This is a genomic window from Francisella sp. SYW-9, from assembly GCF_008711465.1.
Classification (GTDB): Bacteria; Pseudomonadota; Gammaproteobacteria; order Francisellales; family Francisellaceae; genus Francisella.
On record NZ_VXKQ01000025.1, the window covers coordinates 1 to 12,738 of the forward strand.

The following is a 12,738-nucleotide window of genomic DNA, read 5'->3' on the forward strand; positions in this document are numbered from 1 at the left end:
ATCTAGGACAGCCCCTAAATAATTATTTCTAAGATAAAACAAAGCTATCAGGAAGAAGTTTTTCTATATCTGTTTCTCTAATATCTGATTGATCTAAATTTGATAAAATAATGGGGCAATCTTTAGACATTAGTTCAGCTATCACTTGACGACAAACTCCACAAGGAGTTGATGCTCTTGGAGTATCTGTCACAACAGCTATCATAGTGATATCATCTTTAGTGAAACCTTGACTATATGCACTAAATAATGCTGAACGTTCAGCGCAGTTTGATGGTCCATACGCACAATTTTCAATATTTGCACCTAAAATTATTTCACCATTTTTCATAAGTAAAGCAGATCCTACTTTGAAATTTGAATATGGAGCATACGCATTATGAAATGCTTCTATGGCTTTTGAAACGAGTTTAAGTTTATCTTCTTGTTTAATCATTTGTCTATCTTTTGCCAAAAAGGACGTTTAGTTTACACTATTTTTATTTAATATTACAAGATTGTAAAGTTTATTTAGATGTTTGTTCATACGGCAATAAAGTTATTCTTTGAGTTTTAATCGATAATTTCAATTTGATAAATACATATAGTAACTATGTTTTTACTACAATATATCCTTGTTAAATATTAGAGATACTTTAATATAAAATCGCTATTTTTATGTATATAATATTTGGTATTTTCTTATACTAATATATAAATTTATAAATGACAAAAATTCAATATGCTAATTTTACGACAATAGAAAACTTCTTATTATGTGAAACTCCTGATCAGTGGGTTAAGAGTGCCTTAGATAATATTGAACTAATGCTTATAGATCATGCCCACTGTGAGATGAAGGCGGCTTCATCAGCGATGACATATATTTATAGACATCCTGATAAACATGATTTAGTAACAAGAATGTCAAAGATAGCAAGGGAAGAGCTTGTGCACTTTGAACAAGTAATGCGCATTTTAAAAAGACGTAATATCCAATATAAAGCTATTTCAGCATCAAGGTATGCTAGTCAACTTATAAAAACAGCTCGTACGGATAAAGAAGGGCGATTTATAGATGCATTAATAATAGGGGCATATATTGAGGCTAGATCGTGTGAAAGATTTGCAAAAATCGCACCATTTCTAGATCAAGATTTACAAAAGTTTTATAATGGTTTATTAGAGTCTGAAAAAAGGCATTTTACTATTTATCTGACTTTTGCTGAGAAATACTCATCAAAAGATATTGGTAAAGATATAAAAAGAATAGGTGAGATAGAAAAAGAACTTATATTATCTTCAGATAATGAATTTCGTTTTCACAGCGGTATCTGAAATATATCTTTAAAGGAAACCTCTCGCCAGCCTTTATTATCTTTTAAATTCAGATATAAATTTTTTGCTTTAGTATATCATAGATTATCTGATAAATAGTATATGGATTTTTAGCACCACCACTTTCTATGTCTGTATCCATTATTTTTTTGGCTGTAGGAATATCAATACTTTGATAGTTATCTATAAGTCTTGTAAGGTTTTCTTTTCTTATAATACTTGATCCCATAGTTTTCATATTTGGACTTGGTACTAAGTCACCCCATTTAGTACTAAGAAAGTTATTTGTAACTACAAAATTCGAGTTTGGTTGTATATTATCTTTTCTATGTCCATTAGTTGAAGAGTATTCATAGGAGACTGCCTTGTTATTATCTCCAGCACTAATTATTAATGAGAAGTCTGATTGAGTAGCTTTTAGCTTATTATCTAGCTGCTGTATATTTTTAGAAGTTCTTAACATATTAAGCATCTGTATTAGCATAGTTTCTCTGTTTGTATTTACTGAAGAACCACCAGATAAGAAACCATTATTTAATTCTATAAAAACTCCTTTGTTATTTAAACAAGAAGGGCAATATAGTTGGCCTGGCATAGCTATAATAGCTACAGGATAGCCTTTACTAAAGTTAAAAGTTGAAATACTTAAAAATTTACTTATTTTATTAAATGGCTTTGAGTAGTCATAATTTCTAAGAATTATTCTACTATCTGAATAACTATTTTTTTGTGAAATAGATGCAAATGCACAGCCACTTTTTAATTTTGGCTTAGCTGCTTTGATAGCGATAAGTGTTTCCATACCATTAAGTACTATCTCGTCATTTAAACTTATTTTAGCTCCTCTAGCAGTTCCTTTAAGTATGGATTTATAACTATTAGGAAATCTTTTATAAAGCTCATTTGCTTGTTTAAGCAAATCGTTATAAGTTAGTCCTTTTTGTTTTATATAATAGTCTTCAATAATTTTTAAAGACTTTAACATCTGTGGACGCATTTGTTGGCCATATTCTCTTCCCATTTCATAACTAGAACCTTTTAAAATATTAATAGGTATACCATTAACTATTTTCTGCTCAGCAATTAGTGAACTAGGAATGATTAGAATAAGTAATAAGAGGTTTTTAATAATTTTCATAATTTATTTATATTTACTTTAAATAATAGGTAGTTTCCATTTATAAACTATAGACATAATCCTTGTAGTTAAACCTATACCTATTATGATTGCGGCACTTAGATATAAGTTTATATTTAGATATATAAAAATAATATTCATTCCACCAACTATTCCTGCTACTGAGGCATATAATTCAGATGTAAATGCAACTGGAATATCATTACAAATCATATCTCGCATAATACCTCCAGCTACACCGTTAAGAATCGCAATGACGATACCAACGATAAATACGCTAACAAAATGCATTTCAAAAACAGTAGTACATATATGATAGGCTATACTACTACCAATATATGCAAAGGCGATAAGACCTATTGAGTCAAGTATCAAAAATATCTTATAAAATTTATTTACATATTTCTGAGTAAAAATAGCAATGACTGAAAAAAATAGGCAAATGACTATGTAATGAGGGTGTAAGATAATTGTTACTGGTAAATTACCTAATAGCACATCTCTTACGACACCGCCACCAAGAGCCGTTGTTAGGGCAATAGCAACAACACCAAAAGCATCCATATTTCTTCTTGAAGAGGATATAACTCCAGTCATACTTTCTGCAATTATTCCTAAGAGAAACATTATAGTAAAAATAAAAGGCCCCGTAATGCCAATATGGTACATTACTATCTCCTATAGCTTATTGATGGCTATATTTTAGATATTATTTTTTAAAATTAAATCTTTTTTATGACTAGTTTTGCACAAATATTAGAAGTACTCTTTTCTTTTGAAATTTCAAAGCCATCTAAAGAGTATTTTGCATTCTTTTCGGTTTCTATATATATGATGGAATCTTTAGGTATATGTTTGTTTTCCAGTATGGAGCTTAGTGCTTTAGGAACTATATTTTTATTAAAAGGAGGATCAAGAAATATAATTGTCTGAAAGCCTTGTGTGTCTAATTTTATTAATGCTTTTATACTATCTGTTTTAGATATTTCAAAGTTCGATATATCAAGAGTTTTTAGATTATCTTTAATTTGCTGTAAAGCTTTGAAGTTAAGTTCATAAAATATAGCTTTCGTAGCACCTCGAGATAAGCTCTCGATACCTAAACTACCACTACCTGCAAAAGCGTCAATACAGATGCTATCGTGTATATAAGGAGCTAGCCAGTTGAATATAGTTTCTTTGAGTTGATCAGAAGTAGGGCGTAAACCATTTATGTTAGGGAATTTAAGTCTGCGGTTTTTATATTTTCCAGAAATTACACGAATAGTGTTTGTCTTCACTGTTAAACATCTCCAACCATTACAGTTATAAATTTATTTTGTTGAATTTTTAGGAATGAGTTATGTATTTGATTAGCAGTTACGTTATTGATGTTTTCAACATAAGTGTCAAAGAAGTCGATGGAGAGATCTTTATTTGCTATAGAGGATAGCATATTCAGCTTTGAGCTATTTTTTACAGAGCTAAGTAGATGAGTGCCTTCAATATGTTTTTTAGAGTTTTCTAAAGTTTTATCGTCTAACATACTTCTAATGAAGCTATTATAAACATCATTTATGGTCTCTAGTGCGAGTTTAGGATTACTAGTTTGAGCTGATATTACAAAGCTACCATAATCAGGGTTAAGATTTGCATTACTACCAATATTATAAACTAGTCCAAGCTCTTCACGCACTTTGTTAAATAGTAGTGAGTTTAAGCCACCACCACCAAGTATTTCATTACCAAGCTTTAGTGGAAAATATAAAGGATCACTTATATTTAGTAATAGTTGATGTCCCATTAATATAGATGTTTGTTTACTATCAAAAGTTTTTTTAATAATTTTTGTATCATTTGTTTTTTGCTCAAATGTTAGAGTATTTTTAACACCTTTAGGTAAAGAGTTTAGAATTTGTTGAGAAATTTCTTTTGCTTGATCTGACTCAATAGCTCCAACAATACAGATATTAGAATTATTTGCACAAATGTATTTGTTAAAGAACTCTTTTATATCTTCGATACTTATATTCTTAACACTATCTTCATAGCCAATAACAGGGTGACTATAAGGATTATTAGCAAAAATATTTCTTGAGAACTCCAAAGATGATAGATAATTAGGTTGTTGGTTTAGGTAGTTAATATGAGTCAAGGTCTGGATCTTTTCTCTATTGAGTATGCTTTGATCAAAATCAGGAATTGTAAATATTTCATTAAGAGTCTTGATAGTTTTTTTAATAATCTCACTATCATTTAGTAAGCGAATTTTAATATTAAAAAATTCTTTAGTAGTCTCGGCATGTATTGATACGCCAATGTCAGTGATCTTATTTATTAGTTTTTGTTCACTAGAGCTCTGTGTCTTAGTTGCAAACATGCTTACAGCAAGATCAGCTAGACCATTTAAATTACCATCAAATGCAGAACCAGCTCTAAAGTTTAGCTGTATATCTAGCATTGGTAGACTTTGTGATTCTTGAAAATATATTGGTGTGTTATCTATATTAAATTTTTGGATCATTGTTTAATCTCTTAGTAAGTGTAAGGATGTAAGGTTTTCTTTGTTAAAATATTTATCAAGAACGCGATTTACATCTTGAACAGTCACATCATAAAGCTTTTCTAAATATTTATAGTAATCAACATCAAGGTTAATGCTAGCCAGTGAACCAATAAGATTTGCTTGGGTTTCTAATGAGTCCATAGCAAAAACTTTATCTGCTTTAATAGTTACTTTAGCTCGATTTAGTTGATCTTGAGAAATACCTGTTGTTTTTAAATGGTCTATCGCTTTTTCTATCTCTTCTTGGATATTTTCTAAATCTTGATCATGATTAGCTATCGCTGTGATAATAAATATATCTTCACCTTTAATAAACGGTGAATATTCACTATCGATATGACAACATAGGTTTTCTTCACGTACTAGTTTTTGTTGTAATATTGAAGCATCAGCACTACCAATAATATTATTTAAAACCATAAGTGCAAAAGGATCATTTTTCTCATAATCAGTAGTTAGAGAAGGGGTTATATAACCTAATATTGCAGCATCAGTATCATTCGGGGATTTTTTAATCTGAGAATGTCTATAGCCAAAGTTTATTAAGCTAGACTCTTTACAATAGCTCTTAAGGTTTGATTTAGCAATACTACCAAAATAGTCTTTTGCCATTGCAATGGCAGATTTTTCATCGATATCACCAACTAATACAATACTTGAATTGTTTGGAGCATAATGTTGTTGATACCAATCTTTGAGATTACTAAGTGTATACTTTTCTATGTCTTCTCGCCAACCAATAATAGGTGTATGACGTGAGTTACTTTGATAAGCAAGTTTCATGAATTGTTCAAAAGCATAACTAAAAGCTTTATCATCAACACGTAAGTTACGCTCTTCTAAAACTACTTTTCTTTCTGGGGTAAACTCATTCTCATCAAATAATAAGTTTGCCATGCGTGAAGATTCTATAGATAAACTAAGCTCAAGATTTTTTTTATGCCAAAACTGATAGTAAGCTGTATAGTCAAAGCTTGTAAAAGCATTTTGAAGACCACCGTTATTTTCTACAATGCTGTTTAAATCATCCTTTGAGTATTTATCAGTGCCTTTAAACATCATATGTTCTAGCATATGTGAAATACCTGTAAGCTTTTGAGGCTCATATGTAGAGCCGACTTTGTACCATATTTGTGATAGAACTACTGGAGCTCGGGAATCTTTTTTTATATATATATTTAGATTATTATCTAGTGAGTATTTTGATATGTTCATATGTTAATTAAGTTTCTTTTGACTTTATAAATAGGTAAATTAGTAATATTAAAGCTACCGCTGTTGGACCTGCCGCTCCAAATATTGGAGGGATATGCATTATTAAAGCAATAGGACCAAAAATCTGGTTAATAATAAAAAATGCAAAACCAAAGAATGCTCCGAGGATTAGTTTAATTATTAAAGTTGATGACCTTGTTGATCCGATACTTAAAGGTACTGATAAGAGTATTAAAACCATTAAAGATATTGGTTGGAATATTTCTTGCCAAAATTTTAAAGCTATTGCTGTATCATTAGTTTGACCTCTAGCAAACATATACTTACTTAATTGGTTAAAGTTTAAATAGTTATCATCATTAATAGTAATAACCTGGGCAACAGATATTGGGATAGGATTAGACCAGTTTGTTTGGTTAATACCACTTTCAACTTTAATATGCTTTTGTTCATCTTTAGTAGGGAAAGTAACTGTGCTTATGTTATATACATTTGCTACGTTATCATTTGTATATTTCGCTGATTGTGCGAAACGTATTTGCTTAACTTTATTATCTTCTACAATAAATTTCCTAATACCAAAGGCTGTTTTTGCTTTTGGATCAATATTTGTAATATTCATTAAACCATCTTTATTTTTAAACCACAGATCATATGTATTGTATGCAACAGTATTTGTATCTGATATTTTTTGAAGTACAGGTGCTATGTAGCCACCAAAAACCATAGTAACTAAAGAACCAATTATACCAACTAACACTACTCCTTTAGCTATTTGAAATGTTGAACGTCCTGATGCTCTAAGAATAATTATCTCAGAGTGGTTAGCAAGTAAACTAAGTCCCATAAGAGCACCAACCATAGCACATGCAGGAAGTAGAGTATAAAGTATTCCAGGTAGCTGATAAAATGTGTTGATAATTAGTTCAATATTACTTGCATTACTGTTGTTATTACTTACTTGAGCAAGATAGGTAAAGATGAAAAAAAGAATACAAAATATTATCGTAACTATTAGAAAGCTACTAAATACAGTTTTAAAAATATAACGGTCTATACGATTTAATAACATCATTTACCCTTTCCTAGACGATCCGTTTTGTTTTCTAATAGCCCTAACAGCAAATATTATAAATACTATATGAGGTAGCCATACTCCTATCCATACAGGTATTGATCCATTGGTCATACAGGTATTAATAAACATATTTGTACATAGGTATATAGCTAGTACAATAACAGCTGGTAATAACTTCGCATATTTATTTTGTCTTGGTCTTAAACGACAAAGAGCAAGAGCAATTAAGGATGCTACAAGTACAGATAAAGAATTATTTATGCGAGAGAAAAACTCTCCTTTACATGCTGTTGCAAGCTTTGAATCTTTATTATCAAAATTCTCTATTAAAGAGTGCATATAATACCTATCAACTCTTTGGTGGTTGAAGTCTCTAATAGTATTGTCATAAATCGTATATATAGCTTTATCAGCTTTGCCATAACTAGATTCAAAATTCTGAGGATCTCGTGTGTAGATATTTACATTTTTAAAATCTACATAAGCAGCTTTGCTATTTGAATCAATTTCAGCGTTTGGTGCGGTAATGACCTTGTATTCACTTTCTTTTGGATCTTTCTGATATAAGAATACGTTATGAAGGTTATTACCTGATTTATCCTTTATGTATAGTACTCGACCACCTGGAATTTTTATGATTTTATCATCAGTAACAGAAGACAATAATGCTTGTGCTGATAAGGATGTTTGATATATATCTGATGTTTGCTTTGAAAGAGGAGTAAGATACATGGTTGTAATAAGTGTTATTATAGTTAAAACAACAGCAGGTTTAAGAGTATTTTTAACTATTTCCATCCATGTTACACCTCCAGCAAGAGTTACAAACATTTCATTATTTGAAAAGTATTTACCAAAACAAATAATAATTGCTAGAAACATTGCGATTGGAGCTATTAGACTTACGTTTTCTGGGAGGGTTAAAATAACAAACTTTATTATTGAATCAATCCCTAGTCCTCTTGCGTAAGCTTCATGAAAAAGCCTAATAAGAAGATTGGCAGATACTATAGATATTATGAATAAAGTTATAGATGTAAACGTATTAACTATATCTTTATTGTAGTACTTTTCTAGAATCAAGGTTGGCTCTATATTATAATAAAAAATTAAACTAACACTAATTTTATATTTTTTATAATCAAAAGTCAGTAGTTAACAATTGGCTGCGCTAAATTTTAATGTTTTAGTTATGCTTTTTTGTTATTATATTTTTAAAATTTGTTCTAAAAAAAATCAATAAACGGAGCGTAAATGAAACTAGTAATAAATAGTCAGGCTACAATGCCTGCTCAGGTAATAATCGTAGCGCAAGAGAATTTACAAAAGCTTATTAATGAAACAGAGTGCCCAAATTCTAAATCTCTATTAGATAGGAAAGTTTTTAAAGCAAAATCTGCAGAGGTTTTACCATTATTGCATGCAGATAGAACGGTCATTCTTTTAGGTCTCGGTTTAAGACAAGACTTTATAGCTTCAGAATACGATAAAATAATATCAAAAGCGGCTGAGGAGTTAAAAAAACTAGATATAAAAGAAGTCTCTGTAAATATAGACTATGCATTTGAAAGTGGTGATGCTAAACAATTCACATTAGATACAATTAGAGCTCTTATATCGGAGACTTATGTTTTTGATCAATTAAAGTCAAAGAAACAGAACTATTCTTTGGAGCAGGTGGAACTAGTTTACACTGGCGATCAAGATATTGATGAAGCAGCTAAGATTGGTTCGGCTATTGCCTGTGGTCAGAACTATGCAAAAGATTTACAAAATTTACCAGCAAATATCTGTAATACAGACTATATGTTAAACGAAGCTAGAGAGCTTACATCAAAATATGAAGCATTTAATTTAGATTATTTAGACCAGGATGAGATGGCTGAGTTAGGCATGGGTTGTGCTTTAGCTGTTGGTAGAGGTTCTGATATGTCTAACTATACTGTTTGTATGGAGTACAATGGTGGAGATGAAGGTCAAGCTCCTATAGTTTTAGTTGGTAAAGGTTTAGTATTTGATAATGGTGGTATCTGTGTTAAGGCTGCTGCAGGTATGGATACCATGAAAATGGATATGGGTGGAGCTGCTGCTGTTATGGGTATTATGAAGACTGTAGCTATGCTTAATTTACCTATTAATGTAGTTGGTGTTATGGGACTTGCTGAGAATGCTATTGATGCAAGATCATATAGACCAGGTGATGTACTTAAAAGTATGAAAGGAATAACTGTTGAAGTAAGTAATACTGATGCGGAAGGTCGACTAGTATTATGTGATACCCTAACTTATATTGGAAAATATAAGCCAAAAACTGTTATCAATATGGCTACATTAACTGGAGCAATGATAATCGCTTTAGGAGATGCATTCTCTGGGTTGATGGCAAATAGTGATAAGTTAGCAAATAGCTTACAACAAGCAGCTAAAGCCTCAAGTGACCTTGTTTGGAGATTACCATTGCATAAGCCATATCTTAAAAAGCTAGATAGTAAAGTAGCTGATATGGATAATTCTAATCGTGATAGATCAGCAGGCTCAATATGTGCTGGATTATTTTTATCAAAATTTACAGAAGACTATGAATGGGCACATCTTGATATAGCAGGATCTGCTATGGGTGATTTTGCAAACTGTAAAGCAAGTGGTAGACCAGTGCCATTATTAGTTCACTATTTACTATCTCAATCAAAATAAAATCAATTTTCTTATATATAAATTATTTCCTTAAGTTTTTGTGGGAAATATTATTATCATTGATATTTTTAAAATAAAAAATAACTAAATCTCTAACTATTAATCTGATTCATAAAGCTTTAGATGTATTTACCTAGAGACATTAAGAATCATAATTAATATAAGTGTTTATTTGTGTTATAATAGTACCTAATTGAGTTTATAAAAAATGTAACTTGGAGCTTGTTAATGTCTGAGAATAAAGCTTATGATTCATCGAGTATTAAAGTACTCAAGGGTCTAGATGCGGTTAGAAAAAGACCAGGAATGTATATTGGTGATACTGATGATGGTAGTGGTCTACATCATATGGTCTTTGAAGTTCTTGATAATGCTATTGATGAGGCATTAGCGGGGCATTGTGATGATATCAAGGTTATCATTAATAAAGATGGCTCCGTATCAGTTTCTGATAATGGGAGAGGTATTCCAACAGATATACATAAAGAAGAAGGTCGATCAGCCGCTGAGGTTATAATGACTATACTTCATGCCGGCGGTAAGTTTGATGATAACTCTTATAAAGTATCAGGTGGTTTACATGGTGTAGGTGTATCTGTAGTAAATGCATTATCTGAATCATTATCTTTAGATATTTGTCGTAATGGTTATAGATATTTTCAAGAATATACTCATGGTGTGCCACAGTATCCATTAAAGCAGCTTGAACAGACTGATAAAAGTGGTTCAATAATTACATTTAAGCCTAGTAAAGATACTTTCTCTTTTGTTGAGTTTGATTATGATATTTTAATGAAGAGAATTAGAGAGCTTTCTTTCTTAAACTCTGGTGTGAAGATAGAGCTTATTGATAAAATTAATAATAGATCTGAAGTCTTTAAATATGATGGTGGTATCATAGCTTTTGTTGAGTATTTAAATAAAAGTAAAAAACCAATTCATGAAAATGTTATAGCTGTAAATGGAGTCAAAGATGATATTCAAGTAGAGCTAGCTTTACAGTGGAATGACTCATACAAAGAGTCAATATTTTGTTTTACAAATAATATTCCTCAGCGTGATGGAGGTACTCATTTATCAGGTTTAAAAGCAGCAGTTACTAGAACGATGAACTCTTATATAGAATCTGAAGGGCTAAATAAAAAGCTTAAAGTTTCTCTAACTGGTGAAGATACTCGTGAAGGTCTAGCTGCGGTATTGTCTGTAAAAGTTCCAGATCCAAAGTTCTCATCTCAAACAAAAGATAAATTAGTATCTTCAGATGTTAAATCAGCTGTAGAATCATTAGTAAATGAGAAATTGCAAGAGTTTCTATTAGAGAATCCTAAAGAATCTAAAATTGTTTGTGAGAAAATTTTAGATTCAGCAAAAGCTCGTGAAGCTGCGCGTAAAGCTCGTGATATGACCCGTCGTAAGGGAGCTCTAGATATTGCAGGTCTTCCAGGTAAGCTAGCAGACTGTCAAGAAAAAGATCCATCTTTATCAGAAATATATCTGGTGGAGGGTGACTCAGCAGGTGGTTCAGCAAAGCAAGCTCGTGATCGTAAAACTCAAGCAATTTTGCCTTTAAAAGGTAAGATTCTAAATGTTGAAAAAGCACGTTTTGATAAGATGTTAGGATCTCAAGAAGTTGCGACACTTATTAAGGCTTTAGGCTGTGGTATTGGGGCAGAGGACTATAACCCAGATAAGACTAGATATCATAAAATTATCCTGATGACGGATGCCGATGTTGATGGATCCCATATTAGAACACTTCTTTTGACATTCTTCTATAGGCAAATGCCAGAGCTTGTAGAAAGAGGTTATTTGTATATTGCACAACCTCCTTTATATAAGGTTAAAAAAGGTAAGCAAGAAACATATTTGAAAGATGAAGACTCTTTAGCGGAGTATCTTGGTAATATTGGTCTTGAAGGTGCTAATATTTACCTTAGTAATAGTAATGTTATATCTGGTCAGATCTTAGCAAATTATTATGAACTTTATCAAAAGTCAGAAAAAGTGATTAAGAAATATGCAAAAACATACCCTGAGAAGTTACTTAGAGTTATGGCGTATAGCGCAAAATATGTTGATGATAATGCTGATATTAAGCAGTGGTGGCAAGCTATTGTTGAGAAATGTAATGAAAAGGCACTATCTTATGAAAGGTTTGAACTTATAGAGTCAAAAGAAATAGATAGTGATGATCAAGAGAGTATTTCTTATGGTGTTAATCATTATATAAATGGTTATGATACTGACTATATAGTTAAAAATAGCTTTTTTACAACTAAAGACTATGAAGATCTTGTTACATATGGTGATGTGCTATCTGATATATCTTTTGATGGAGCTTATGTGGAAAGAGGCTCTAAAAAAGAGTATGTAGATGATTTTGAGTCTGCTGTTGACTGGCTACTACAAGAAGCTAGAAGAGGTAATGATGTTCAACGTTATAAAGGTCTCGGTGAGATGAATCCGGACCAGCTTTGGGAAACGACTATGGATCCAGATAATAGGGTATTGTTACAAGTTTCTGTCAAAGATGCTGTTGAAGCTGATGCTTTGTTTACAACTCTTATGGGTGATGAAGTTGAGCCACGTAGAAACTTTATTGAGTCAAATGCACTAAATGTTATAAATCTTGATGTATAATATTTAAACTAGAGCTGTCTTCCTATTCTTTATCAAGAATATCTAAAAAATATTGTAAATTAAGTCTGAGTATATAGAATCTAACTTAAGAATATTTGTATAGGTTATATT

Annotated in this window: 11 protein-coding genes; 3 read left to right on the forward strand and 8 right to left on the reverse strand. The window is 31.1% G+C overall.

The features are described 5' to 3' along the window. Positions 1-28: 28 nt before the first annotated feature. Positions 29-436: a cytidine deaminase gene (gene cdd / locus F3D62_RS09785; RefSeq protein ID WP_150468069.1), complete on the reverse strand. Its 408-nt coding sequence runs from the start codon at positions 434-436 to the stop codon at positions 29-31. Positions 437-705: 269 nt separating this feature from the next. Here cdd and F3D62_RS09790 point away from each other — a divergent pair, with 269 nt between their 5' ends. Continuing rightward, positions 706-1,317: a tRNA-(ms[2]io[6]A)-hydroxylase gene (locus F3D62_RS09790; RefSeq protein WP_150468070.1), complete on the forward strand. Its 612-nt coding sequence runs from the start codon at positions 706-708 to the stop codon at positions 1,315-1,317. A 49-nt stretch (positions 1,318-1,366) separates the two neighbouring features. Here F3D62_RS09790 and F3D62_RS09795 read toward each other — a convergent pair whose 3' ends face one another. Genes F3D62_RS09795 through lptF form a run of 7 tightly spaced genes read right to left on the reverse strand, consistent with a single transcriptional unit; the run spans position 1,367 to position 8,376 of the window. Further along, complete coding sequence (locus F3D62_RS09795) at positions 1,367-2,455, reverse strand: C45 family autoproteolytic acyltransferase/hydolase (protein WP_150468071.1); 1,089 nt, start codon at positions 2,453-2,455, stop codon at positions 1,367-1,369. 18 nt (positions 2,456-2,473) lie between these two features. Continuing rightward, positions 2,474-3,124, reverse strand: coding sequence for a trimeric intracellular cation channel family protein (locus F3D62_RS09800; protein ID WP_150468072.1), 651 nt, complete (start codon positions 3,122-3,124; stop codon positions 2,474-2,476). A 53-nt stretch (positions 3,125-3,177) separates the two neighbouring features. After that, positions 3,178-3,735: a 16S rRNA (guanine(966)-N(2))-methyltransferase RsmD gene (gene rsmD, locus F3D62_RS09805; RefSeq protein WP_150468073.1), complete on the reverse strand. Its 558-nt coding sequence runs from the start codon at positions 3,733-3,735 to the stop codon at positions 3,178-3,180. A 2-nt stretch (positions 3,736-3,737) separates the two neighbouring features. Next, positions 3,738-4,958: a M16 family metallopeptidase gene (locus F3D62_RS09810; protein ID WP_150468074.1), complete on the reverse strand. Its 1,221-nt coding sequence runs from the start codon at positions 4,956-4,958 to the stop codon at positions 3,738-3,740. Between the two features lie 3 nt (positions 4,959-4,961). Continuing rightward, on the reverse strand, positions 4,962-6,215 hold the full coding sequence (locus F3D62_RS09815; RefSeq protein ID WP_150468075.1) for a M16 family metallopeptidase: 1,254 nt from the start codon (positions 6,213-6,215) through the stop codon (positions 4,962-4,964). A 7-nt stretch (positions 6,216-6,222) separates the two neighbouring features. Continuing rightward, positions 6,223-7,287, reverse strand: a complete 1,065-nt coding sequence (gene lptG / locus F3D62_RS09820) for an LPS export ABC transporter permease LptG (RefSeq protein WP_150468102.1) — start codon at positions 7,285-7,287, stop codon at positions 6,223-6,225. Positions 7,288-7,290: 3 nt separating this feature from the next. Continuing rightward, entirely contained in the window at positions 7,291-8,376 is a 1,086-nt protein-coding gene (lptF, locus tag F3D62_RS09825; RefSeq protein ID WP_150468076.1) for an LPS export ABC transporter permease LptF, read from the reverse strand. 171 nt (positions 8,377-8,547) lie between these two features. On the opposite strand from lptF, the gene F3D62_RS09830 reads away from it, so the two are divergent. Next, positions 8,548-9,987, forward strand: a complete 1,440-nt coding sequence (locus F3D62_RS09830; protein WP_150468077.1) for a leucyl aminopeptidase — start codon at positions 8,548-8,550, stop codon at positions 9,985-9,987. Between the two features lie 228 nt (positions 9,988-10,215). After that, on the forward strand, positions 10,216-12,627 hold the full coding sequence (gene gyrB / locus F3D62_RS09835; RefSeq protein ID WP_150468078.1) for a DNA topoisomerase (ATP-hydrolyzing) subunit B: 2,412 nt from the start codon (positions 10,216-10,218) through the stop codon (positions 12,625-12,627). The last annotated feature ends 111 nt before the right edge of the window (positions 12,628-12,738 follow it).